This window comes from Undibacterium sp. KW1 (genome assembly GCF_009937955.1).
Lineage (GTDB): Bacteria > Pseudomonadota > Gammaproteobacteria > Burkholderiales > Burkholderiaceae_D > Undibacterium.
In genome coordinates, this window is record NZ_AP018439.1 from 1,445,646 (window position 1) to 1,468,968 (window position 23,323).

A 23,323-nucleotide genomic window follows, 5' to 3' on the forward strand; every position below is an offset into this window, starting at 1 on the left:
GCCATGACCAAGTTCAGACGCCTGCAGGAATTTTTCACCCCACGCTTGCTGCAAGTACTGGGTTTGCTAGCACTGTTTGTTGTGGCCGCATTCTTGCTGCGTTTGCCTGCGGTCATTGCGATAGACAATAAAATTCTCGACCTGCAGTTCAAATTGTCGCGTGAATACTCTCCTCAAAAAATAGCCATAGACCCTGTTGTCGTGGGATTAGATGAGGCCTTTCTCGATGAAGTCGATGAGCCATTGAGCTTGAATCATCAGCATCTGGCCAATTTTCTGAAAGCCATGAACCAGGCTGGAGCCAAGGTAGTAGGCATGGATTTAAGCCTGCCTGAAAAACGCTTTGACAGCCTGATCTCTACCCGCAAGGACGCGGTTGATTTTCACAAGATACTGCTGGGTGGTCTGCTCGACAGTATACAGACCACGCCGCTGGTCACTGCCAAAATCTGGGATTTGAAGCATGCGCATTACCGCGATATCCAGGTGGATTACGCCGCGGTACTGGGCATGCAGGGCGAACAATTCCAGGCTGTTGCCTCAGCTGAATTTTGCCGCGACAGTGATCAGCGCATACGCCGCTTTCCAGGGCGTGATTGCCAGCCAGACCGCAGTGAACGTGGGTTGGCGACTGAGATAGCGGCAGCAGCAGGTGTACGACAGGACTGGAATGGTTTGATCAATTACCGTCTCGGTGAGCGCTTCAGATATGTCCCGCTACAAGAAGTCTTGAGGCTTGCCGGACAGGGTAAAACAGCAGAATTACAAAAACGTTTTGCAGGCAAAGTCGTCTTGCTCGGTGCAACCATGGATGCAACTGATCTGGTGGATTTGCCAGTGTCACTGGCAGCCTGGTTGCCAGTAAATGATCCTAATCCTGGCGTACTGGCACACGCGCAGTTACTACGCAGCATACTGAATCAGCGTTTATTGCAGCAGGCTGGCACGCTCAGTCTGTTTGCTTTGTCTGCCGTGTTTGCACTGTTTTGGCTGGGGCGCAGCATACGCATTAAAGTGGCGGTGTTTGCAGTGGCGACTATGGGCTTGTTCGCAGCCAACGGCATCGCCATGCAATATGATGTATGGGTGCCGCCAACGGCCGCTTTTCTGACTGGCTTGCTGGCTCTGAGCAGCAGCAGTGCATGGCAAGCCTGGCAGCATTACATCGACAAGCAAAGGCTGAGCAAGGCTTTTTCTGGCCGCGTCAGCCCGGCTGTCATGCAGGAGATAGTTGAAGGGCGTATAGACCAGACTTCACAAAGCAGGCGTTTGCATGTTTGTGTCTTGTTTTCAGATATCCGTAGTTTCACCACTTTGTGTGAACATGCACAGGCAGAGGATGTGGTCAGTCTCTTGAATCGCTATTTTGCCGTCATGAGCAAGATTGTGCATGAACATGGCGGTACCATAGACAAGTTTATTGGTGACGGCATGATGGCATTTTTTGGCGCACCCAAGCAACTCGATAATCCGGCGCAAAATGCTTTCAATGCCGCGCGGGCCATGCTGTTTGTACTGGATGCGTTGAACCTTGAATTGCAGGCGGAAGGTAAAACTGCATTGCAGATAGGTATAGGCCTGCATGCGGGCGATGCAGTCATTGGCCAGGTCGGTTCAGCAGAGCGGCACGAATACACGGCCATAGGTGACACCGTCAACACGGCAGCAAGGATAGAGGGCTTGTGCAAGGACGTGGGTTATCCTGTCGTTTGTTCGGAGGCCGTGCTTGCCAGCCTTGAAGAAGCTGACACGCTGACCGCGCTCGGTGATAAAAACCTCAAGGGACGTTCTGCCATTGCCGTTTGGGGCTGGCAGCCGGTATCTGTTGTTACTGAAATTTAAATACCGCAATTTAATTGATGAGTGTGATGATGAAAAAAAGTATGAGTGGATTGAGAACCTATCTGGCGATTATAGTCAGTCTCGTCGCAGCGCTGACTTGCAGCCTGGCACGTGCTGAAGCTGCACTGGGCATGGTGCTGGATGTGCAGGGTAACGGCAAGATGGAAGTCAATGGAGCGACATCCAAACTGCAATTGCTGGCTTACCTGCAACCGAAAATGCAAATTACGCTGGAGACCGGTGCCAGGGCTTCGCTGTCCTTATATGCGACACGCTCGGTGTATCAGCTGACAGGTCCTGCAACGGTAAGCATAGAAAAAGACGGCGTCACTAGCCTGCAAGGGCAAAAAGCAGTAGTCCGGCCCATGGCAGAAAAACTCGTGCGTGCTGCGGAAACCAGCAATGTCATTGCCGGTGCCGTGCGTATGCGCCAGGTGCCGCCACGTATTGTTGCCGTCACCCCTGAAAACAATTCCTTGTTACTCGGCAAGCGCCCGGCATTTAACTGGATTTCTGCTGAAGCGGCAGAGTTTGATATCAGTATTTCTGACATGGATGAGAAGCTTATCGTCAACGAAAAGACCAAAGAGAACAACTGGCAATTGCCGGAGAAGATAAAACTGGAAGAAGGCGCGACTTACCGCTGGCAAGTCGCTTATGCCTCGGTCAAAGATGGCAAGACATATACTGCCCGGTCTGAATTTAAAATGGCCAGCAAGGCCGAAGCCACTAGCCTGAATGAATTGAAGCCGGAAGACAATGCAGGCGTCGAAGACTGGGTCATGTATGCAGCCATGCTACAAAGCAAGCGCGCTTTTGGTGAGGCCAGGCAAGTCTGGCAACAGATCGCCAGGCAGCGACCTGATTTGCAAAAGCTGTCTGAATCTGCACCTTATTGATTTTTACGTAAATCATGACAACCGTTTTTGATTTCATTCGTTATCCCAATATGATGTCCGTATTGGAGGTTTGAGATGGCGAAAGAAATAGAAGATGGAGCAAAGCGACGAGTCAAGGCGGGTCGGCTTCTGCTGCAAGGCAGAGGGTGCGCCGAAGTAGCGCTGGTGGTCGGTGTAGCACGCAACACGGTATATACCTGGAAAGCCATACTCGATGAAGGAGGGCTTGACGCGCTGCGCGCAGTAGGTGGAAAGGGGCGGCCTGCACAACTTGATGCCATGGAATTAGGGGAGTTGCGGCGCTGCCTTCTCGATAGTCCGACGGAACATGGTTTTGGCACCGAGTTGTGGACACTTAAACGCGTGCGTCTACTTATTGAAAGAAAGTTCGAAGTGTCGTTCAGTGAAGTGCACGTTTGGCGCATTCTTGGCGCACTGGGATTCAGTAACCAAAAGCCGGAGCGTCGCGCCATCGAACGTAACGAAGATGCTGTACAGGAGTTCAAGAAAAAGACCTGGCCTGCGCTCAAAAAAAAGCCTCGAGAGAGAATCGACTGATTGTATTCATCGACGAGTCCGGAATCAGCGAACGGCCTACCCGTGTGCGTACTTGGGCACTCAAAGGGAAAACGCCGATTATTCAGTTTCATTTCAACTGGAAACATTTGTCCGTGATTGCAGGTGTGACCAGGAAGAACTACTTGTTCCGCTTCCACGAGGGTAGCATCAAGAAGGAGCAAATTGTCGAGTTTCTCAAGGCGCTCAAAGCGCATTTGAAGCAGCCGCTGTTGATCATCCTCGATGGGCTCAGGGCGCACAAATCGAAACTGGTGCGCGAATACCTCGACAGCACCAATGGGTACATTCAAATCGCATTCCTGCCCCCGTATGCGCCGGACCTCAATCCTGTCGAATATCTCTGGGCCTGGCTCAAGCGACATGCGTTGGCAAACTTCTGCCCGAACAACCTCGCCGAATTGCAAACAATTGCCCGCAATAAACTCAAAAGCGCACAACGCCGTCCATCCATCATCATGGCATGTTGGAAGCAGGCGGAGTTGTGGTGATGTCATCAATTATGTAAAGCTCAATAATAAAAAACGCCACGTTCATCAAGACCGTGGCGTTTTTCTATGCTGGCTGTATTTATGCTGCTGTATTCATGCCGGTATCAAGAAAATCGACATGAAAATCAACAATGACCTGGCCTGCGATACGTTGTACAGAACCGTCCTTGTGCATACGGCTGACAGTCTTGTCTTCGCGTGAGCGCACATCAATCTGGAATTCAGGATGGCTCTTGGCAAAGGCGTCCTGTATGGTTTCCCTGACCTGTGCGATCAAGGCTTTTTCTGAGGCGGATACTGTATCAATTGCATCCTGCGCTGTTTGTTCGGCAGCAGCGGCAGCAGTTTCGGTATCACCAAAGAACTGATCCACCGTTTGTCTGAATTCTCTTTGTGTCGTCACCACGTATTGTATTTTGGCGATAGGAAAGAGGCTATGCACGATGCGCGAAGCCATGACACGTTCAGGGTCAGTCGTCATGACAGTCAGGCTGTCAGCACTTTCTTCCAGTATGACCCAGTGATGATCTTCTACATAGGCGCGTTTGAAATTCTTCAAGGCATCCGGGCGTGCGCGGTCTGCCTTGTAAGGCTGGTATTCGCATTCAAAGAAGGTCGCCAGGGAATTGCCTATATCCGTCAGGCTGACTTCAAATTCGTCGATGAGAATTTCTTCTACATCCACCCCCTTGCGGCGTGCAGCGCGTGCTGCCAGGCCCAGTTCAGGTATCGACAGTATCGATGATTTGATCAGCGAATCAAACTTGGTATGAATCACCTGCGGTGACATCAGACGCTGGGCAAAAGCTACAGCCAGGGTGTTGCGCAGGTATTTGAAGCCTTCTTCCAGTAGTGGTGGGAACTGGCAATCATTGCGGTTGTTGATCAGTTGCAGTACACCCAGCAATTCATTGCTTTGTTCGTGGATCAGCGGGCCGACCAGCATGTGCTTGGTGCGAAAACCAGTGCGTTGATCAACACGGCGCAAAAACTCCAGCTTCGGTGAATGCTTCCTGAGTTCTGCTTCGTCATACACATTCAGAATATTGACTGTCTGCTTGCTCATGGCAACGAAACCGGCCACGCTTTTTTCAGAGATGGGCAGGGCAAAATCCTTGAATGAAGTCAAACCAGTCTTAACCTTGGATTCGATGGCATTTTTCTTGTAGTTGACCGAATACAGCGTCAGGCGCTCACAATCAAACAGGTTGCAGATATCCTGGGACAGATCAAGCATGATCTGCTCGATATTGCTGGTCGAATGGATGGCATTCGTGATGGTTTGCAGGTTCTTGAAGAAATGTAAGCGGGCATGCACGTCCTCTTTATCATAGACATCATACTTATCTTGCTGGACACGGCGTACAAAACTCATAAATTTGCTTTCATCGATGGAATTCAATCCCGGCTATTCTGCCACAGCCAGGCTATATCGTCATTGCGACACTGATAAGCTTGGGCGCGTTTTTTGTAAAAAGCGCGCGCTGAAAATTGCTTTTTGGGAAAGTGTTGCTATTTTATGACTATTTCCATTAAAAAAGAGGCATTGCTGCCTCTTTTCACCTGAATATCATTTACCAGATGGTGATGCGTTTTTCCGGAGGTACATACATCTTGTCACCTTCCTTGACACCAAACGCCGAGTAAAATTCTGGCAAGTTCGTCAAGGGACCGTTGCCACGGAACTCGGAAGGGGAGTGTGGATCGGTACTTACCCTGAGTATGGTTTCGCCATCGCGCGATTTGCCACGCCAGACTTGCGCCCAACCCATGAAGACACGCTGGTTGCCAGTGTAACCGTCAATCACCGGCGCTGGCTTGCCACCAAGGGAAATCTGGTAGGCCTTGTAAGCGATGGACAAGCCGGAATTATCTGCAATATTTTCACCCAGAGTCAGGGCACCGTTGACCTTGTAACCTGGCAGCGGGCTGTAGGCACTGTACTGGGCAATCATGGCGGCTGTCAGTTTGCCAAAGTTGGCCTTGTCTTCCTTGGTCCACCAGTCACGCAGGTTGCCGTCGCCGTCTGACTGGCTGCCAGAATCATCAAAACCATGGCTGATCTCATGTCCTATGACTGCACCTATACCGCCATAATTGACGGCATCGTCGGCTGCGGCGTTAAAGAACGGTGGCTGCAATATCGCTGCGGGGAAGACGATTTCATTCTGGCGTGAGTTGTAATAGGCATTCACGGTTTGCGGGCTCATGCCCCATTCAGTACGGCTGACAGGTTTGCCCAGTTTGGCCAACTGCCGTTGATATTCATGTTCACGGCCACGTATGATATTGCCGACCAGATCATCCTTGGCAATGATCAGCTTGCTGTAGTCGCGCCATTTATCCGGGTAGCCTATCTTGGGATTGAATTTGGCCAGTTTTGTCAAAGCTTCTTTCTTGGTTTCCGGGCTCATCCAGCTCAGTGTTTCTATGCTTTGCTTATAGGCCAGCAGCAAGTTGTTGACCATGGTTTGCATGCGTGCCTTGTTCTCAGGCGGAAAGTATTTTTCCACATACAACTGCCCCAGTGCTTCTGACAGGGCTTCTTCCACCCGGCCTACGCCACGTTTCCAGCGCGCCTGATTGGCCGGGACACCGCGCAAAGTTTTACTGGTGAATTCAAAATCCTGATCGACAAAGCGCTGGCTGAGGAAAGGTGCATAGGCGTTCAGGGTTTGCCATTTCAGATAAGTCTTCCAGGTATCAAGCGGGGTGGCAGCAATGACCTTGGCAAGACCACTGAAAAATTCAGGCTGACGCACGATGACATAATCCATTTTACCTGCCATGCCAATTTCACTGAAATAAGCATTCCAGTCAAAACCAGGCAGTAATTGCTCAAGTTGTTTCAGGTCCGTCTTGTTATAGGTTTTGACAGGATTGCGGTTTTCTACCTTGGTCCATTGTATTTTGGCGATCTCGGTTTCCAGCGCCATGATGGCCGCTGCACCTTGTTCAGGCTTGGCCTGGCCACTCATACCCAGCATTTTTTCCAGATGTTTGAGATACGCGTCGCGGAAGCCCTGCAATTTCGCATCATCCTGTTTCAGATAATAATCACGATCAGGCATGGTCAGGCCATTCTGGCTCAGATATACCGCATAGCGGCTGGAGTCACGCGCATCCTGGTTAATGCCCGCCGCAACAGGCGTGTTGACACCAAGCTTGCTTAGTTCTGCCATCAAGGCTGGCAGTTTTGATTTATCGGTAATGGCATCGATGCGGGCAAACTGGCTTTGCAGTGGTTTGATATCGAGCTCGTTGGCGCGGGCTTCATCCATGAAGCTGTTAAACACGTCAGCAATTTTTTTCTGATTGGAACCAGCCGTCAATTGCTTGCTGGCAGCCAGGGCCTGGATGATGTCGTAAGACCTTTGTTCCGACAGTTCGCGCAACTGGTCAAATGAACCAAAGCGACCACGGTCAGCCGGTATTTCTGCAGTCGCCAGCCATTTGCCAGACATGTGCTTATAGAAGTCGTCCTGTGGCCTGACGGTGTTGTCTATCCATTGCAAATCTATGCCAGATTGCAGTTTATTTGTGGTGATCGTGCTGTTAATGCCAGCGCTTGCATTTTGTGCAAAGGCTGGCGTTGCCATCATATTGGTAAACAAGCTGGCAAGAGCGAGAGAAATCAGGGTACGTGACATGGTATGTCCTGGTTATATAACTTGTTGTATGGAAAGAGCTATAGATGCGCTGTTTTAGCTAAAGTTCAGCAACTTTGAAGAAACTTATGCTGCAGAACGGCAAAACCCAGGTTTGAAAACAAGATCAAGGCAGGTGAGCCAAAATCATAACCAGGCAAGTTACGCAGATAGTCAAAACCACAATTGGCTTGATGACAGGAATGGGAAGTCGGGGTGTTCGGGTTTGGATGGTGCTATGACCATCCATAGGGCATCCGGCAAATGCCTGTGCTGTATCAGGTCAGTACGCCAGTGAACCTGATATCTTTGTGATTCATGCAAATACTCAGGCTCGGCATGTAGCCAGCCAGTAGCGCTGCCATCATCGTCGCCAGTGACCTCTTCTCTGGTACTCAGGACGCGTACTTGCACTTTGGGCCACAAGGCTATTTGCAATAGCCTTGTTCCATACATCAAGCCAAGTACGCAGGTGGGGAATAAGAGCAGTGTCATTGAAACAGCATTGAGAGTATCGATTGCCTGCATATTGCCGGCCCGAGCCGCTCTTGTAAATGAATGATTTTTTTATGTAAGGCTTTTTCTATAAACAATAAATCCTGACCTGTCTGCCACCTGGCGATACAGTTTTTGCGCCGTCTCATTGGTTTCGTGGGTTTGCCAATATACGACAGTAGAACCTGCCAGCCTGGCCTGTTCATACACTGCCTCTATCAAGGCACCTCCTACACCCTGGCCGCGCACATCCGGGCTGGTGAACAAGTCATTCAGATAGCAACTGGCTTCGATGCGGCTAGTAGTTCTGTGGTACAGGTAATGCGCCAGCCCAACCAGGCGTCCATCCTGTTCTGCGACCAGAGCATGTACAGGTTCGTAGCCATCAAAAAATCTGGCCCAGGTCCTGAGCGTCACTGCTTCTGGCAAGGCATTTGGGCCAGTGCGTTCATAGAACTGGTTATAGCCTTCCCATAGCACAGACCAGTTGGCGAAATCTTCTTTGGCGACGGCACGTACTACTACTTTACTCATTTCTTTTCCTTATTGTTTCGTTTTATTCGGTTTCGAACAATTGTTGCTCCATGACGCTTGCCAATGCGTGCGAGGCCGGGTCATGTTGTTCGCGTAATCCATCCACCATATTCACCCTGTCTTGCGTGCTTTTGTTCTGGCTGGTTTTCCATTTGCCGCTGATGCGACGGATGGGGATTTCTATGCCGACTATCATATCCATCATGCGGTCTATATATTCTGCAGGCGCATCACTGACTTTCCATGGCTGGTCGAACTTGCGCTCAAAGTTATCGCTAAGTTCGCTGAGCAGGCGCAAAAATTCCTGCCGGTCTTCGATGATGCGCATGGGACCATGCACATGCACGACAGCATAGTTATAGGTCGGCACGACAGAACCGCTGCGCTGCTTTTCTTCATACCAGCGCGGACTGATATAGGCTTGCGCGCCCTGGAAAATCAATAGCACATCCTGGGCTGAAGCTGCACTTTGCCAGACCGGGTTATTGCGGGCGACATGGCCCCGCAAAACGCCATAAGGTGCATCTGCGGTTGGTGGCGAAACGATGAAGGGAATGTGATTCGCCTCCAGTTCGCCAGCGTGCAAGCTGACCAGCGTTGCCAGCGGATGCGCCTGTATCAGGGCGTGTAAGACTTCTATGCGTTCTTCAGAAAAATGACTGGGCATGTACATGGGCTACTCGATCTCTATGATGACTTCGGCGCTAATGGAGTTGGCGATATAACAGTGTTCATGCGCCATATGATGGAGTTCTTCACGCTCCTGCAAGGCTGGTTGCTTTTCACCACTATAGCTCTCCTGCGGGCGCAGGTGGATACGGGTAATGGCTGTCTTGCCCTGGGCGTTTTTATCCATGATACCCACTGCCAGATCGCGGTATCGATCCAGCACATAACCGCGCTTGGCGACGAAGGACAGGTAAAACAGCATGTGGCAAGATGCCAGCGCAGCAACCAGTGCTTCTTCAGGATCGACATTTTTTTCTTCCGACATAGGTATTGGGACTGACAGAGGGGATGAGGACGCTGGTACTACGAGGCCACCATCAAATTCCCATGCATGCGCGCGGCTATAGCGGTTGTCGCTGAACGCCTGCTCACCACGTTCCCATAAGATTGTTGCCTGGTATTGATGCATTTATTTACTCCGTTACCGTGAATTTACGTTAATCTTATGCTTGGTATTGGCTATTGAAAAGTACCAATTTTATAAAAAACAAGAATGCCAATTTCGGTGAGCGCATGCATATCTCTCAAATGATTGCCGGGATAAGCCTGGACAGACAAGACAGCCAGCCCTTGTACAGACAGTTGTACGCCGAAATACGGAAAAGTATATTGGCAGGCCAGATGCTGCCTGGAATGCAGTTGCCACCCAGCCGTGAGTTTTGTCAGGCGCTGCATATTTCCCGGCAGACGGTTTTGAATGCTTATGATCAATTGCTCGCAGAAGGGTATCTGCGCGGTTCGGTAGGGCAGGGGACTTTTGTGAATGAAGATTTGCCTGCAATTGCAGAACGCGCCAAAACAAAGGTCAGCGATATACCTGCGGCACGACTGCTGGACAGGATTTCAAAGCGCGGACTGCAACATATAGACCCGCGCGGCAGCACACGCTTTCATCAGGGGAGTGTAAGGGCATTCAGGGTCAGCATGCCTGACCTGGATTTGTTCCCATTTGATATATGGGCGCGGCTGGAAGCGCGTCATTGCCGCCATCCGAAAGGACAACTGGGCTATGGTGACCCTGCCGGTCATTTGGCTTTGCGTGAGTTACTCGCGGTTTATTTGAAGGCAGCGCGTGGCGTGAATTGCGCACCGGAACAAATCCTGATCACTTCCGGTTCGCAGCAGGCGCTATATTTGCTGAGTACCATGCTACTGGACCCGGGTGAAAAGGCGGTGGTGGAATATCCGTGCTATCGCGGTACGACTGCTGCCCTGCATGCAGCACAAGCGGACATTTGTGCCGTACCTGTCGATGATGAGGGCTTGGATGTCGAATACGCAGCGATGCATTATCCCGATGCGAAAGTCGCTTTCGTCACACCTTCCCACCAGATGCCACTGGGCATGACCATGAGCCTGCAAAGCCGCATGGCCTTGCTGGAGTGGGCGCAGGCGAATGCGGTATGGATAGTGGAAGACGACTATGACAGTGAATACCGTTTTGGCAGTTCACCACTGGCATCCCTGCAAAGTCTGGACACGCATCAAAGTGTTATTTATGTAGGCACTCTCTCCAAGGTGCTGTTCCCTGGCCTGCGTCTTGGCTATCTGGTGTTGCCAGAAAAATTGCTGGAGCCGATGATACAGGCCAAGGCTGTCATCGATAAACATACCAGCATCATGCCGCAAATGACATTGGCCGACTTTATTGCAGAAGGCCATTTCGGCAGGCATATCAAGCGCACCAGAAAAGTCTATGCAGAACGACAGGCATGCTTAGTGAGTTGTCTGGAAAAGGAATTGGCAGATGAACTTATCTGCGGCGCGCAAGATGGCGGGCTTGATCTGGCTGTGTATTTCAAACAGGCTTACGATGAAGAACAGATCATAGAAGCCGGGCAAAAAATCGGACTGGAGTTGCGCGGCCTGGGTCACTACGCCGATGTGCCGGGAAAAACAAACAGACCGGCAGAAAGTCCTGGCGGCCTGTTACTGGGTTTTGCTTCACTGACTTGTGCAGAAATAGAGCGCAGCGTCAGCAAGCTGGCTACGCTCTTCAAAGCTGCTCATTAGCGATTAGGCAGCGATCAGGCAGCGATCAGGCAGCGATCAGGCCGCAATCATCTGCATTGCCGTATCTGAGTTTGTATGGCGATTTATGACACTGATGATGGCGCGCATGCTGGCCGTTGCCGCATCGTCAGCTATGCCTGCACCATGCTGGCTGCTGCCATCATTGACGCGTGCTTCCATGATGCTGATGTATTGTGAACGGCCTTGCTGTGTCACTTGCTGTTCTTGCTTGTCGATGATCCTGACTTGATAGCCAAGTGCCTGGCAGGCATTGACCTGGGCTTCAACAATACCATGACCTGTACCCTGGATAGCTTGTGGCTGTCCGTGGTGCAGCAGATCGACATGCAAGGATACTTGTGCCGGATCAGATGGTGATGTCCTGTGATGCAGGACCGGGTTTGCATGATGAGCTTGATAACTGATGGGTGTTGCTGGTGCGAGATAGCTGTCGCTGAAAATCTGGTGTATCTGTTGCGCCGTCATTTCCTTGCCGCTGTCATCGGCAGCCGTTTGCACGACACGGCTGAATTCAATTTGCATGCGTCTCGGCATACTGATGCCATATTCCTGTTCCAGCAAAAAGGCCATGCCACCTTTGCCAGACTGACTATTCACGCGTATCACGGCATCATAATTGCGGCCAAGGTCAGCGGGGTCTATCGGCAAGTAAGGTACTTCCCATATCGCATCTTTTTGTTGCTGGGCGAAGCCTTTTTTAATTGCATCCTGATGGGAGCCAGAAAATGCTGTGAAGACCAGATCACCGACATAAGGGTGGCGCGGATGCACAGGCAATTGATTGCATTCTTCCACGCACTGCCTGACGCTATCGATGTCAGAAAAATCCAGCCCGGGATCTACACCCTGGGTATATAAATTCAAGGCCAGCGTGACGAGATCGACATTGCCGGTGCGTTCGCCATTTCCAAACAAGCAGCCTTCAACCCTGTCTGCACCGGCCATGACAGCAAGCTCTGCAGCGGCGACTGCAGTGCCCCTGTCATTATGAGGATGCACGCTGAGGATAATGGCATCGCGTTGCGCCAGATTCCTGTCCATCCATTCGATCTGGTCGGCATACACATTCGGCGTTGCGCATTCGACTGTGGTCGGCAAGTTGATGATCATCTTGCGTTCAACCGTGGGCTGCCAGATGGCGGCAACGGCATCACACACTTCTTTGGAAAAATCCAGCTCGGCCATGCTGAAGGTTTCTGGTGAATATTCAAATACCCATTCTGTCTCTGGCATGGCATCAGTGAGTTGCTTGATGAGACGGGTGCCATCAGTGGCGATCTGTTTGACTTCTTCACGCGATTTGCCAAATACAATGCGGCGGAAAGCGGGTGCTATCGGGTTGTACAAATGCACGATGGCACGTTTGGCACCACGCACGGAATCGATGGTGCGGCGTATCAGGTCTTCACGTGATTGCGTCAATACTTCTATCGTCACGTCATCCGGTATGCGTTGTTCTTCTATGAGTTTGCGGACAAAGGCGAAGTCTGTTTCTGATGCAGACGGGAAGGCTACTTCAATTTCTTTGAGTCCAATTTTCACCAGCATGTCAAAGAACCTGAGTTTTTTCTTTGCATCCATGGGTTCTATCAGCGCCTGGTTACCATCACGCAAATCCGTACTCATCCATATCGGTGTTTTGCTGATGCTGCGGCTGGGCCATTGCCTGTCCTGCAAAGCGATAGTCGGGAAGGCTTGATATTTTTTAGCTGGATTACTCATCATGATGTTCTTTTCCTTGGGCTGGCACAGTGCCTCAGCAAGGCGCTGATATTTTCAAATTGGTGAATGGATACTGATGTGGTGGCGCTAAGCTAACCGGCAGCCACAGAGATACGCGAGGCCGGTTAACCGATCAGTAGTCGTAGCGCTAGTAGCTTGCGACCGTGAGCAAGTGACAGCGCAGACTGTGGGCGTGCAAAGCCAGACATGACGCTGATAGCGCCTGCTGAATTCTTTGCTGATGTGCCTGATGGTGTCATGCTGTTTTTCCTGATGTCAGGAAGCCTGTGCTGGGTACTACTGGGATATAAGGGTAATTTTTGATACTGGTGTTTCAGGCTGGCTGGTATGCCGCTTAAAACTGGACAAGACGCAACTTATAGTAGCGAGCTTGCTAGAGATGGTAGTAGAACTAGAGAGGCAGACACAGACGACAGCACTGCTTGCAGCTTGGCGCTGTCAGCAGTTTTTTTTGCAGATGTCGATGTCAAAAAAGAGTTCATGCAATTACTGTAAAAGATTTTGCCTGCGCACGTCAAGCAGTATTTTTTGTTTGCTTGTCGATGTGCTGACTGATCGGCATTTCATCGCAACGCAATCTCAATGAAATGCCGCTCAGGCAGATTAACAGCCATACAAAAATCAGCTTCTCAAGAACCTGATTTTTTATTGTTCCTGTAGGCGAAGCCTAATAGCAATAACCCACCAATAATCATGGGGAATGACAGCATCTGCCCGGCTGAAATTGTCGCGCCGAGAATATTGACTTCATAATCCGGGGTGCGGAAATATTCCGTGAAAAAGCGTGCGCAGCCATACAATGTGACGTATAAGGCACCTACAGCCAGGCGCGGCCTGGCTTTGGATGCATATATCCACAGTATGACGAATGCCAGCAAACCATCTACCAATGCCTGGTAAATAGGTGAAGGGTGAACCGGGTGGTCAATACCCGGCCAGATCATTGCCCATGGCAGGTCTGCTGATGCGATGCGGCCTGGCAATTCATGGTTGATGAAATTACCCAGGCGACCGGCAGCGTAACCCAGCGGCACCAGCGGCGCGATGAAGTCATACACGTCTGCAAGGTGGAACTTGGCCTTGCGTGCCCATAGCGACATGGCAATCAGCACACCGATGAATCCACCATGGAAAGACATACCACCTTTCCAAACCGCAAATATTTCCAGCGGGTGTTCCATGTAATATGAAAAACCATAGAAAAACACTTCACCCAGACGGCCACCAAGTATTACACCCAGTACACCAAAAAACAGCATGTCGTCGATATGCTCGCGTGTCCAACCCTGTGCAGCGATATGCGGTTGTTTGAGCCGGACGCGGCCCAGGGCAATGAACTGGGCAAAGGCGATCAGGTACATGATGCCATACCAGTGGACCGAAACAGGGCCCAGATGGAAAGCGACAGGATCAGGATTTGGATGAGTCAGCATGGATGATTTGGTAAGTTAAACAGGTGCGCAAATGCGGCCAGCACTGCAGAATGATTGTCCTTGCGCCAGGCCAGGCCAATTTCAACGGTGGCGCTGGCTTCCGGCAAATCGAAATACAAGACACCAGGGCGCTGCAAATTTGAGACGGATTGTGGCACAAGTGCGATTCCCATGCCAGCAGAGACCAAACCGACGATGGTTTGCATTTGTATCGCTTCCTGGCCGATCGCGGGTGTCAGGCCCGCAGCATGGAAGCAACCGAGGATGGCATCATGCAAAGCCGGGGCAATTTTGCGAGGGAACAGTATCAATGGCAAGTCAGTGCAATCGCTGAGGCGCAGTTGCTGGCGTCCTTTGGCATGGTTTTCTGGCACCGCCAGCATCAGTGGTTCAGACAGCACTTTTTGATAATTGAACAGGTTTTGCAACTTGTCTGGAAGCGGCGGTATCAAAAAGCCAGCATCAATTTCCCCGTTTTCCAGCGCCTGCAATTGTACGTCTGTGGTTGCTTCACGTAATTCTATATGGACATCGGCATGATGACGGCGAAATTCCCGCAGTGCGGGGGGCAATACGCTGTAATCAGCGATAGACACAAAGGCCAGGGACAAGTGACCGTAAGTACCGCTGGCGGCCCTCTGCGCCAGTTCTGGCAGGGATTGCGCCTGTGCCAGCAAGCGCCTGACTTCCGGCAAGAGCGCCATACCGGCAGATGACAGTGAGATATTGCGTGTATTGCGGATGAACAGTTCTGCTCCGAGGATGGCTTCCAGCGCCTGTATGGCTTGTGACAAAGGCGGCTGGGTCATGTGCAGGCGCGTAGCTGCCCTGCCAAAGTGCATTTCTTCCGCCACTGCCAGGAAGTAGCGCAACTGGCGCAGCTCTAGATTGCGTAACTCAGGTAAAGACATCTGGCAGCTCAGCCGGTATTTTATGTTGTGTCAGAGTGCTGTAGCTAAGCAAAAAATAGTCCGGAACAGAACCATGTGCTGTCATTAGCGGCGGGTGTTTTTGTCAAAGGCGCGTTTGACGCGTTCTTTCTGGATTTTTTCAAAATGCGCATGATCTTTGCGTTTGTCCAGGCCCAGCATACGCTCAAGAACTTCAAACCAGGCAAATGCCGCGCCTGCACCACCAATGATCCACCACCAAGACATGGTGGCAAAAATCCATACATCTGCCAGCTTCAATACGAGCATGATGAATAAAACGATGATGATGAACATGGGATGCATCCTTTTTCTGGGGAAAAACCTTCAAACTCTTTGCTACAGATCATGGAGTTTCCTTAATTTTACTGCAGGTCAACCCCGGTATGTAGATAAACGTTAAAATTGTCAAAAGGCGGTAGAATAAGTGAGTTTTTAACCTGGAGAAAGCAATGAAATATTCTTTATTGGTAGGTTCGGTATTGGCAATGATGGTTTCCGGCTCCGCTTGGGCGAATGCTGATCTGGCAAAAGCAAAAAATTGCATGGCCTGTCACGCAGTGGATAACAAGGTTGTAGGCCCTGCATTTAAGGACGTGGCCAAGAAATATGCCAGCGACAAGACCGCTGAAGCCAAGCTGGTGCAAAAAGTATTGAAAGGTGGCTCAGGTGTATGGGGCGCGGTTGCCATGCCACCTAATGCCCAGGTAAGTGATGCAGAAGCGAAAACCCTGGTTAAATGGGTTCTGAGTTTGAAATGAGTTCTGCTTTGATACAGATGACTTGTTCTGTATCCCGCTAGCAGAAAATAAAAAACCTGGCTTTTGCCAGGTTTTTTATTATGCATAAGATCTGCGTGCCAAACTGTTTCAGTTTCACAAGAGCTTGCAGTTTGTCACTACAAGGTTTTGTGTGGTGCAGATCTTATAAGTTGCCAGCTTACTTGACTACGCGCAGCAGATCACGTTTGCCGCCTTTGTATGTGTACAAAGTCAGTGTGCCGTCTTTGATATCGCCTTTGTCATCAAATGCGATGTCGCCTGTTACGCCTTTGTAGTTGATTTTCTTCAGCTCTGGCAGATATTTGGCTGGGTCAGCAGAGCCAGCTTTTTTCATTGCTTCTACCATGACCATGACTGAGTCATAGACATATGGTGCATAAATCTGGACTTCTACACCAAATTTTTTCTTGAATGCAGCTTTCCAGTCGTCATTGGCTTTCTTCTGTGCATCCAGAACACCGCCAGCTTCGGCGCAAACTACCTGGCCTTCGCCGATGCCGTTGTCAGCCAGTTTAACCAAGTCAGCTGTACAGATACCGTCACCACCCATGAATTTGGCTGTGATGCCCAGTGCCTTCATCTGACGCAGCATAGGACCAGCAACAGCATCCATACCACCGAAGAAGATCACGTCTGGGTTTTTGGCTTTGATTGTGGTCAGGATGGCGCTGAAATCTGTAGATTTATCAGTTGTATGCTCTTGCACAACAATTTCAGCACCTTTGCCTTTGGCGCCTTTGATAAATTCTTTTGCCACGCCTTCGCCGTATGCTGTTTTATCATCAATCACAGCGACTTTTTTAGCGTGGTTGATTTGCACCGCAAAACGACCCAGTGTGCCACCCAGTTGGCCGTCATTCGCTACCACGCGGAATGCACCTTTGAAACCTTGTTTGGTGTAGTCAACGTTAGTTGCAGATGGGGAGATTTGAACGATGCCAGCATCGTTGTAGATTTTGGAGGCAGGGATAGTTGTACCGGAGTTCAAGTGACCGATAACGCCGTTTACTTTCGCATCGACCAGTTTTTGTGCTACGGTTGTGCCTTGTTTTGGATCGCCAGCGTCATCTTCAGTCAGCAATTCGAATTTGGCTTTTTTGCCGCCGATCATCACGCCTTTGGCGTTCAGTTCTTCGATCGCCATTTTGGCGCCGTTTTCATTGTCTTTACCCAAGTGGGCGATCGCGCCGGAGATAGGGCCAACGTGACCAATTTTTACAACCAGATCTTGAGCTGCCGCAGCACCAGCGAAAGCGAAAGCAATTGCGCCAGCCAGTGGAATCATTTTAGTTTTGAACGACATGAACATACTCCTAAGGATTAAAAAGTAGGATAACAGTACTGCATCTCTGACTTATTCAGATAACTGAACAGCAAGAAGGTACAACAGAAAAAATATTTCGCAAAGCTATTTTGTGTGGTTTTTTCTCCAAACTGACGTTTTTTATATGCCCCAATATCGCACCCTTGACAAGCTTGATCGCAAGCTCCTGAACCTCCTCCAAAAAGACAACCAGACCCCGACCAGGGTACTCGCCGACAAGCTGCATATCTCCCAGCCCACCTGCCTGCGCCGCATACGGGAATTGCGGGAAGCAGGCGTCATCAGCGCTGAAGTAGCGATGGTCGATAGCTTCGCTCTTGGCTATGGCATGCTGGCTTTTCTGGAGGTATCGCTGATCAATCAGTCGGATGAATTCATGCGGGAATTTGAGACCCGCATGAACAAGGAAGCCGAGGTCATGCAATGTTATTTTGTGTCTGGGGAGTATGACTATTTCCTGGTGGTCCATGTGATAGACATGGACGCCTATTACCAATTTGTGCGGCGCGCCATTTCCGGCTCTGGCAATGTCCGACATTTCCATTCCCGTTTCCCCATGAAGCGTGCCAAATTTACGACACGTATTGCCTTTGACGAAAAAGCCGAAGAGTTACCTGTGCGTATTAAAGGCAAGTAAAGCCAGATAAAACAACATAAAGCTAAATGATTCAGCCTGTTTTGCAGTAAACGCCGGGATCTTGTGTTTGGATGACAAAAAGAACGCAAGTTGTTGCAGATAGAGATTCCATCTGGCAACTTGCGTGAGGGGAAACTTGTTTTTGTACGCCCGCTTTAGCGGGCGTTTAACTTGCAGGGCAGGGCTATGCCTGGGCGCATCCTGTCTGTATCAGAGCAGTTTTTTAGATAAAGCTTGCTTGTCTCAGGCGGGCAGCAGTATGGTTTTTCCCGCCTTGTGTTCCATGCCAGTGAACGCAAAATCGACATCTGGCTGTACACCCGAGACGATGTCTGCAATCGCACGGCCAGAACCTGCGCCCATGGTCCAGCCCAGCGTACCGTGGCCGGTATTGAGGTAAAGATTACTGATGCGGGATTTGCCTATATAAGGAACATTCGAAGGCGTCAGTGGCCGCAAACCTGTCCAGTACACCGGATTGTCGTAATCGCAGGCGGTCGGGAACAGTTCCCGTGTGCGTCTGGTAATAGCTTCGCAACGGGTAGTATTGAGGTCTCTGCCATAGCCATTGATTTCACAGGTGCCTGCAACACGCAGGCGGTTGCCCAGGCGCGACACCACGAGTTTATAGCCATCATCTGTCAGCGAAATAACAGGTGCCTGCTCAGGATTGGTAATTTGATAAGTGGCCGAGTAGCCTTTGCCTGGATAAATCATCAGGGAGATACCCAAAGGTTTTAACAGCGTTTGTGAGTGGCTGCCCATGGCAACCACAAAAGCATCCGCATGCAAGGTCTTGTGACGCCCGGCTGCATCAATGATCTCCACGCCAGTAATTTTGGCGCTGGCACCAGTGCCCTCAGATAGCAAGCGGGTGACCGTCGTGTTGAACTGAAATTGCACGCCTGCTGCCGCAGCCTTGTCAGCCAGACCTGTCGTGAATTGATAGACGTCGCCTGACTCATCGGTTTCGGTGTAATCGCCACCAACGATCTTATCGCGTATGCCTGCCAGCGCAGGTTCCCTGCGTACCACTTCATCGGCATCGATAGAGTCGCGCGGGCAACCCAGGTCGCGCATGTGTTTTGCTGCGGGCAGGGAAATGTCGAACTCTTTTTGATCGGTGTAGAAGTGCAGTATGCCCTTGCTCAGATTGTCATACTGTATGCCGGTTTCTTCACGCAGGCTGCGCAAAGTCAGACGGCTGTATTCAGAGATGGCAACTATCTGGCGGATGTTTTCTGCCGTGCGGCCAGGTGTGCATTCACGCAAAAAGTGCATGCCCCACAGCCATTGCAGCCATTCTGCACGTGGGCGGAACAACAGCGGCGCATCTTCTTTACCCAGCCATTTCAAGACCTTCATCGGCGCCGATGGGTTAGCCCAAGGTTCAGCATGGGAGACAGAAATCTGGCCGCCATTGGCGAAGCTGGTTTCTTGTGCGGCACCAGGTTGGCGATCAATGACGGTGACCTCGTGACCCTGCTTTTTTAAAAACCAGGCAGACGATGTGCCAACTATGCCGGAACCGAGAACGATGACTTTCATGGGGAATCTCCTGTGTTTCATCTGTGTTGCATCTTGTATGCGATGCAGGAGATTGTAGAAATACTTTGCTTTCTTAGGTAATCAGAAAGCTACTTCAGATTTTTATTTTTAAACACGGATGGAGTCTTTGTGTTTAAAAATAAAAATATTATTATTTATTTTGATTATTTAGGCGACTTTGCCTTGGTGATTTCCTGGGTCACTGCGCGGGTGATGACTTCTTCCAGGGTTTTATGCAGGCCAGAGCGTATTTCTGTTGATAAATTGGCTACGGCAATCTGCAAAACATCGGCCAGGTTGTCCCTGATCCTGTGTTCAAGGACGAAATCAATGCGGGTCAGCACCTGGCGCAAGACGTTTTCACGCAGGCTTTGTTCCAGTGCCTGCCAGTCTTCTTCTGTCTTACCTGGATAATGATTGGTAGCCGTTTCATAGGCAGGCTGTGTCGTACCATCGACGCCTGCATTGTCAGTTGCTGCAACTGTTTTGGCGGGTGGCGTGAGGAGTTCTTCCGGCTTGATGACTTCAGTCAACACAGGAATGCTGGCGTCTATTTGATTATTCATTTTATTTCGCCACGGAGTGGGTAAGAGTATGACCTTGTTGCTGGTAGTGACGATAGCGTTCTCGCCCGGCCAGTTTGTCTGCATCATCGGCAGAGATGACTTCTATCATGCGGTGAAACTGAGTAAAGTTGGCAGGTGTGGCAGCGGTGAGGTTGATCAGCAATTCATGATGCGGGCATGCCGCATGCTCATCGTGGCTGAGCACGATGGGCGTCATGGCAGACAAGGGATCGCTGAGCATCACATGCGGCAAAAAATCCGCCTCAGTCAGCGTCCATAAGGCTTCGTTCAAGCGCTGCAACCAGGCACGGTCATGGTGATACACCACCATCTTGCAATTGGCAGCGTGGGCCTTGCGTATCAGGCGGCAAGAGTAGCTCAGCTTGTCCGCCACATTGCTATGAAAATCGATGCGTGTCATGCGAACTCAAAATTTAAAGCCATCATCCGGCTTCTTGGGCTGGGGAGTAGCGGCTTGCCTTGCTGCATCCGGCGCTTTGGGGGCGGCTGGCGGCGGTGGCGGGGCTGCAGGCTCCGCCGCTGCGTAGCGGTAATCCTTGGGCAGTTTGCTGGTGGCTGGATACCCAGCTTTGCTCAGAGCATCTTTCCATTCATCCATGCTGTAGCCTCGGAATTTGACGTTGGAAATCACGAGCAAGGGCATTTGCAGGTCGCCACTAACTTGCTTCATTTTTTCCTGGTCTGCTGCCGTGTTAACGGTTTTTTCGTTAAATGGTATGCCCTGGCTTTTGAGCAGGTTGCGGCCATCATTGCATGGCGAACAGCCGTTGGCTGAGTACAGGGTGACCGGATTTTTTGCAACGACGATTGCCAGTTCCGGGGGCAGATTTCCACCTTCCAGAGTATCGGGCAGTTTTTTCTTTTCTACCTTTTGATTGGCTGGTGGTGGTTGATCGCTATAAGTGACCTTGCCGTCTGGTCCTACCGATTTATATAATTGTGCCTGCGCTGCTGTCGCCATAAAAATGCTGGAAAGCATGCTGCAGATCAGGATCTTTTTGTTGAATGTCATCATTTTCTCCTAAAAACTCAGGCACTCATGCCATTGTGACGTAACAAGGCATCGATGACCGGCTCGCGGCCACGGAATGCCTTGAACGAAGCCAGGGCAGGGCGGGAACCGCCAGCTTCCAGGACTTCGGTTTGAAATTTTTCACCCACCGCACGTGACAGGGTGCTACCTGATTCACTTGCGTGCTCTTCAAAAGCGGCATAGGCGTCGGCAGACAAGACTTCTGCCCACTTATAGCTATAATAGCCCGCCGCATATCCACCAGAAAAAATATGGCTGAAAGAATGCTGGAAGCGATTGAATTCTGGCGGCTGCATGACTGCCACCTGGGCACGCACTTCCCTGACGATGTCTTGCACGCTTTGACTACCATTCGGCTCAAAGGCATCATGCAAACGCATATCAAACAGGGAAAACTCAACCTGGCGCAGGGTTTGCAAACCAGACTGGAAGTTTTTAGCTGCAATCATCTTGTCGTACAGTGCACGTGGCAATGCTGCACCGGTATCCACATGAGAAGTCATGTGCTGCAATACATCCCATTCCCAGCAAAAATTCTCCATGAATTGCGAGGGCAATTCCACTGCATCCCACTCCACACCAGAAATGCCGGAGACAGACAGATCATCTACCTTGGTCAGCAAATGATGCAGGCCATGGCCAAATTCATGGAACAGGGTAATCACTTCATCATGGCTGAACAGGGCAGGTTTTGCCACGCCATTCATGGTGACAGGGGCGCTGAAATTACAGGTCAGATAAGCGACTGGTGTTTGCACTCCTTGCGCTGTCAATCTGCGGCCACGTGCGTCGTCCATCCAGGCACCACCACGTTTGCCATTACGGGCATACAAGTCAAGGTAAAACTGCCCGATCAGCGCGCCATTTTTTTCAAGCCGGTAAAACTTTACATCTTTGTGCCAGACAGTTGCTTCATCTGGTTTGATATCGACTGCAAACAGGGTTTGGATGACGCGGAACAAACCATCGACAACCTTATGCTCAGGGAAGTATTCTTTCACTTCCTGCTCAGAAAAGGCATAGCGTTGCTGGCGCAGTTTTTCGGATGCATAGGCAGTATCCCACGCTTGCATGTCGCTGATGCCCAGTTCGTCTGCCGCGAAGGTGCGCAATTCTGCCAGGTCTTTTTCTGCATAAGGACGGGCGCGTTTTGCCAGGTCTTCCAGGAACTGGCTGACTTGCGCCGGTGACTCGGCCATTTTGCTGACCAGCGATACTTCGGCGAAATTCTGGTAACCCAGCAGTAGCGCTTCTTCTTTGCGCAGGCGCAGCAGTTCCGCCATGATGTCGCTATTGTCCCATTCTGCTTTGCTGCCAAGCTCTGAAGCCTTGGTCGCATTGGCGCGGTAAATGGTTTCGCGGATATGTCGGTTTTCTGCGTACTGCAACAAGGGAAAATACGAAGGGAAGTGCAGGGTGAATTTGTAGCCGGTCTTGCTATCGGCTTCTGCCGCTGATTTGGCAGCCTGCAAGACATCTTCTGGCAAGCCTTTGAGCTCGGCCACATCTTCGATGAAGAGGCCGTAGTCATTGGTTGCATCGAGCAGATTTTCAGAAAACTTGGTCGACAGGGCAGCCTGCTTTTCTTGTATCTCTGCGTAGCGCAGTTTCTTGTCCTCGGCCAGTTCTGCGCCACTCAACTGGAAGTCGCGGATCGCATTCTGGATGATGGTTTTCCTGGCTTGTGGCAGGCTGGCAAATTCTGGTGCTTGCTGCAGGGCTTTATAGCCAGCAAACAGGGCGAGATTTTGCCCCAGCTCTGTCCAGAACTCAGTAATGGCTGGCTGGTTTTCATTGTAGGCTGCGCGCATTTCTGGCGTATCGACAACCGCATTCAAATGACCGACTATCCCCCACGCGCGCCCCAGTTTTTCTGTGGCGTTTTCCAGTGGTTCTACAAACCTGTCCCAGGTGACCGGGCCAGTGTTTTTTTCCAGTTCTGCAATCACTGCACGGTTTTCTTCCAGCAGGGTGGCAATGGCCGGGCTCACATGCTCAGCCCGGATGTCGGCAAAACGTGGTAAATCGCTAAAGTCGAGCAGGGGATTGTCTTGGGTCAT

22 protein-coding genes are annotated in these 23,323 nt (G+C 50.7%); 6 read left to right on the forward strand and 16 right to left on the reverse strand.

All coding sequences use genetic code 11. The annotated features are described in order from the left end of the window. The first annotated feature begins 3 nt into the window (after positions 1–3). The 3 genes from UNDKW_RS06410 to UNDKW_RS06420 all read left to right on the forward strand — a co-directional run bounded on the left by UNDKW_RS06410 (position 4) and on the right by UNDKW_RS06420 (position 3,808). Complete coding sequence (locus UNDKW_RS06410) at positions 4–1,842, forward strand: adenylate/guanylate cyclase domain-containing protein (protein ID WP_162058029.1); 1,839 nt, start codon at positions 4–6, stop codon at positions 1,840–1,842. Between the two features lie 29 nt (positions 1,843–1,871). Beyond that, the gene (locus tag UNDKW_RS06415; RefSeq protein WP_162058030.1) at positions 1,872–2,741 is read left to right on the forward strand and encodes a hypothetical protein; all 870 of its coding nucleotides are present in this window, start codon (positions 1,872–1,874) and stop codon (positions 2,739–2,741) included. Positions 2,742–2,816: 75 nt separating this feature from the next. Next, positions 2,817–3,808 (forward strand): IS630 family transposase gene (locus tag UNDKW_RS06420; protein WP_162057283.1). Its coding sequence is split into 2 segments (ribosomal slippage): positions 2,817–3,279 and positions 3,279–3,808, totalling 993 coding nucleotides; the frame shifts between segments, so codons are not numbered across the junction. Between the two features lie 79 nt (positions 3,809–3,887). Here the strand turns inward: UNDKW_RS06420 and UNDKW_RS06425 are convergent. From UNDKW_RS06425 to UNDKW_RS06450, 6 genes are all read right to left on the reverse strand, one after another. Next, entirely contained in the window at positions 3,888–5,183 is a 1,296-nt protein-coding gene (locus UNDKW_RS06425; protein WP_162058031.1) for a GAF domain-containing protein, read from the reverse strand. A 199-nt stretch (positions 5,184–5,382) separates the two neighbouring features. Then, the gene (locus UNDKW_RS06430; protein WP_162058032.1) at positions 5,383–7,458 is read right to left on the reverse strand and encodes a M13 family metallopeptidase; all 2,076 of its coding nucleotides are present in this window, start codon (positions 7,456–7,458) and stop codon (positions 5,383–5,385) included. 171 nt (positions 7,459–7,629) lie between these two features. Beyond that, positions 7,630–7,950, reverse strand: coding sequence for a hypothetical protein (locus UNDKW_RS06435; RefSeq protein WP_162058033.1), 321 nt, complete (start codon positions 7,948–7,950; stop codon positions 7,630–7,632). A gap of 72 nt (positions 7,951–8,022) precedes the next feature. Then, positions 8,023–8,484, reverse strand: coding sequence for a GNAT family N-acetyltransferase (locus UNDKW_RS06440; protein WP_162058034.1), 462 nt, complete (start codon positions 8,482–8,484; stop codon positions 8,023–8,025). Positions 8,485–8,506: 22 nt separating this feature from the next. Continuing rightward, the gene (locus UNDKW_RS06445) at positions 8,507–9,157 is read right to left on the reverse strand and encodes an FMN-binding negative transcriptional regulator (RefSeq protein ID WP_162058035.1); all 651 of its coding nucleotides are present in this window, start codon (positions 9,155–9,157) and stop codon (positions 8,507–8,509) included. Positions 9,158–9,160: 3 nt separating this feature from the next. Beyond that, positions 9,161–9,622, reverse strand: a complete 462-nt coding sequence (locus tag UNDKW_RS06450; protein ID WP_162058036.1) for an OsmC family protein — start codon at positions 9,620–9,622, stop codon at positions 9,161–9,163. Between the two features lie 104 nt (positions 9,623–9,726). On the opposite strand from UNDKW_RS06450, the gene UNDKW_RS06455 reads away from it, so the two are divergent. Next, the gene (locus UNDKW_RS06455) at positions 9,727–11,226 is read left to right on the forward strand and encodes a PLP-dependent aminotransferase family protein (protein ID WP_162058037.1); all 1,500 of its coding nucleotides are present in this window, start codon (positions 9,727–9,729) and stop codon (positions 11,224–11,226) included. A gap of 36 nt (positions 11,227–11,262) precedes the next feature. Here UNDKW_RS06455 and leuA read toward each other — a convergent pair whose 3' ends face one another. From leuA to UNDKW_RS06475, 4 genes are all read right to left on the reverse strand, one after another. Further along, positions 11,263–12,975: a 2-isopropylmalate synthase gene (gene leuA, locus UNDKW_RS06460; protein ID WP_162061801.1), complete on the reverse strand. Its 1,713-nt coding sequence runs from the start codon at positions 12,973–12,975 to the stop codon at positions 11,263–11,265. Between the two features lie 644 nt (positions 12,976–13,619). Next, on the reverse strand, positions 13,620–14,423 hold the full coding sequence (gene lgt / locus UNDKW_RS06465; protein ID WP_162058038.1) for a prolipoprotein diacylglyceryl transferase: 804 nt from the start codon (positions 14,421–14,423) through the stop codon (positions 13,620–13,622). Continuing rightward, positions 14,417–15,334, reverse strand: coding sequence for a LysR family transcriptional regulator (locus UNDKW_RS06470; RefSeq protein WP_162058039.1), 918 nt, complete (start codon positions 15,332–15,334; stop codon positions 14,417–14,419). Before UNDKW_RS06470 ends, lgt begins: the two co-directional genes overlap by 7 nt. Before the next feature lie 84 nt (positions 15,335–15,418). After that, complete coding sequence (locus UNDKW_RS06475) at positions 15,419–15,649, reverse strand: TIGR04438 family Trp-rich protein (protein ID WP_162040306.1); 231 nt, start codon at positions 15,647–15,649, stop codon at positions 15,419–15,421. A gap of 155 nt (positions 15,650–15,804) precedes the next feature. Between UNDKW_RS06475 and UNDKW_RS06480 the strand changes: the two genes are divergently transcribed. After that, positions 15,805–16,113 carry a c-type cytochrome gene (locus tag UNDKW_RS06480; protein WP_162058040.1) on the forward strand — a complete coding sequence of 103 codons (309 nt, stop codon included), beginning with the start codon at positions 15,805–15,807 and terminating at the stop codon, positions 16,111–16,113. Between the two features lie 178 nt (positions 16,114–16,291). On the opposite strand, the gene UNDKW_RS06485 is transcribed toward UNDKW_RS06480, so the two are convergent. Next, entirely contained in the window at positions 16,292–17,437 is a 1,146-nt protein-coding gene (locus UNDKW_RS06485) for a branched-chain amino acid ABC transporter substrate-binding protein (RefSeq protein WP_162058041.1), read from the reverse strand. Positions 17,438–17,582: 145 nt separating this feature from the next. On the opposite strand from UNDKW_RS06485, the gene UNDKW_RS06490 reads away from it, so the two are divergent. Beyond that, positions 17,583–18,095 carry an Lrp/AsnC family transcriptional regulator gene (locus tag UNDKW_RS06490; RefSeq protein ID WP_162040309.1) on the forward strand — a complete coding sequence of 171 codons (513 nt, stop codon included), beginning with the start codon at positions 17,583–17,585 and terminating at the stop codon, positions 18,093–18,095. A 243-nt stretch (positions 18,096–18,338) separates the two neighbouring features. Here UNDKW_RS06490 and UNDKW_RS06495 read toward each other — a convergent pair whose 3' ends face one another. From UNDKW_RS06495 to UNDKW_RS06515, 5 genes are all read right to left on the reverse strand, one after another. Continuing rightward, a complete protein-coding gene (locus tag UNDKW_RS06495) occupies positions 18,339–19,643 on the reverse strand; it encodes a D-amino acid dehydrogenase (protein ID WP_162058042.1) in 1,305 nt (434 codons plus the stop codon). A 164-nt stretch (positions 19,644–19,807) separates the two neighbouring features. Next, the gene (locus UNDKW_RS06500) at positions 19,808–20,209 is read right to left on the reverse strand and encodes a hypothetical protein (protein ID WP_162058043.1); all 402 of its coding nucleotides are present in this window, start codon (positions 20,207–20,209) and stop codon (positions 19,808–19,810) included. A gap of 1 nt (position 20,210) precedes the next feature. Then, a complete protein-coding gene (locus UNDKW_RS06505) occupies positions 20,211–20,630 on the reverse strand; it encodes a DNA polymerase III subunit chi (protein ID WP_162058044.1) in 420 nt (139 codons plus the stop codon). A gap of 6 nt (positions 20,631–20,636) precedes the next feature. Further along, positions 20,637–21,242 carry a glutaredoxin family protein gene (locus tag UNDKW_RS06510; RefSeq protein ID WP_162058045.1) on the reverse strand — a complete coding sequence of 202 codons (606 nt, stop codon included), beginning with the start codon at positions 21,240–21,242 and terminating at the stop codon, positions 20,637–20,639. 17 nt (positions 21,243–21,259) lie between these two features. Continuing rightward, positions 21,260–23,323, reverse strand: a complete 2,064-nt coding sequence (locus UNDKW_RS06515) for a M3 family metallopeptidase (RefSeq protein WP_162058046.1) — start codon at positions 23,321–23,323, stop codon at positions 21,260–21,262.

What these genes read in the sequence shown, in the direction of transcription:
- UNDKW_RS06435 (WP_162058033.1), bottom strand. Translation starts at nt 7,950, where the DNA reads ATGACACTGCTCTTATTCCCCACCTGCGTACTTGGCTTGATGTATGGA.
- UNDKW_RS06505 (WP_162058044.1), bottom strand. Translation starts at nt 20,630, where the DNA reads ATGACACGCATCGATTTTCATAGCAATGTGGCGGACAAGCTGAGCTAC.
- UNDKW_RS06440 (WP_162058034.1), bottom strand. Translation starts at nt 8,484, where the DNA reads ATGAGTAAAGTAGTAGTACGTGCCGTCGCCAAAGAAGATTTCGCCAAC.
- UNDKW_RS06515 (WP_162058046.1), bottom strand. Translation starts at nt 23,323, where the DNA reads ATGACCCAAGACAATCCCCTGCTCGACTTTAGCGATTTACCACGTTTT.
- UNDKW_RS06455 (WP_162058037.1), top strand. Translation starts at nt 9,727, where the DNA reads ATGCATATCTCTCAAATGATTGCCGGGATAAGCCTGGACAGACAAGAC.
- UNDKW_RS06430 (WP_162058032.1), bottom strand. Translation starts at nt 7,458, where the DNA reads ATGTCACGTACCCTGATTTCTCTCGCTCTTGCCAGCTTGTTTACCAAT.
- UNDKW_RS06415 (WP_162058030.1), top strand. Translation starts at nt 1,872, where the DNA reads ATGAAAAAAAGTATGAGTGGATTGAGAACCTATCTGGCGATTATAGTC.
- UNDKW_RS06500 (WP_162058043.1), bottom strand. Translation starts at nt 20,209, where the DNA reads ATGAATAATCAAATAGACGCCAGCATTCCTGTGTTGACTGAAGTCATC.
- UNDKW_RS06445 (WP_162058035.1), bottom strand. Translation starts at nt 9,157, where the DNA reads ATGTACATGCCCAGTCATTTTTCTGAAGAACGCATAGAAGTCTTACAC.
- UNDKW_RS06425 (WP_162058031.1), bottom strand. Translation starts at nt 5,183, where the DNA reads ATGAGTTTTGTACGCCGTGTCCAGCAAGATAAGTATGATGTCTATGAT.
- UNDKW_RS06475 (WP_162040306.1), bottom strand. Translation starts at nt 15,649, where the DNA reads ATGTTCATCATCATCGTTTTATTCATCATGCTCGTATTGAAGCTGGCA.
- UNDKW_RS06410 (WP_162058029.1), top strand. Translation starts at nt 4, where the DNA reads ATGACCAAGTTCAGACGCCTGCAGGAATTTTTCACCCCACGCTTGCTG.
- UNDKW_RS06510 (WP_162058045.1), bottom strand. Translation starts at nt 21,242, where the DNA reads ATGACATTCAACAAAAAGATCCTGATCTGCAGCATGCTTTCCAGCATT.
- UNDKW_RS06490 (WP_162040309.1), top strand. Translation starts at nt 17,583, where the DNA reads ATGCCCCAATATCGCACCCTTGACAAGCTTGATCGCAAGCTCCTGAAC.
- lgt (WP_162058038.1), bottom strand. Translation starts at nt 14,423, where the DNA reads ATGCTGACTCATCCAAATCCTGATCCTGTCGCTTTCCATCTGGGCCCT.
- UNDKW_RS06495 (WP_162058042.1), bottom strand. Translation starts at nt 19,643, where the DNA reads ATGAAAGTCATCGTTCTCGGTTCCGGCATAGTTGGCACATCGTCTGCC.
- UNDKW_RS06450 (WP_162058036.1), bottom strand. Translation starts at nt 9,622, where the DNA reads ATGCATCAATACCAGGCAACAATCTTATGGGAACGTGGTGAGCAGGCG.
- UNDKW_RS06470 (WP_162058039.1), bottom strand. Translation starts at nt 15,334, where the DNA reads ATGTCTTTACCTGAGTTACGCAATCTAGAGCTGCGCCAGTTGCGCTAC.
- UNDKW_RS06485 (WP_162058041.1), bottom strand. Translation starts at nt 17,437, where the DNA reads ATGTCGTTCAAAACTAAAATGATTCCACTGGCTGGCGCAATTGCTTTC.
- UNDKW_RS06480 (WP_162058040.1), top strand. Translation starts at nt 15,805, where the DNA reads ATGAAATATTCTTTATTGGTAGGTTCGGTATTGGCAATGATGGTTTCC.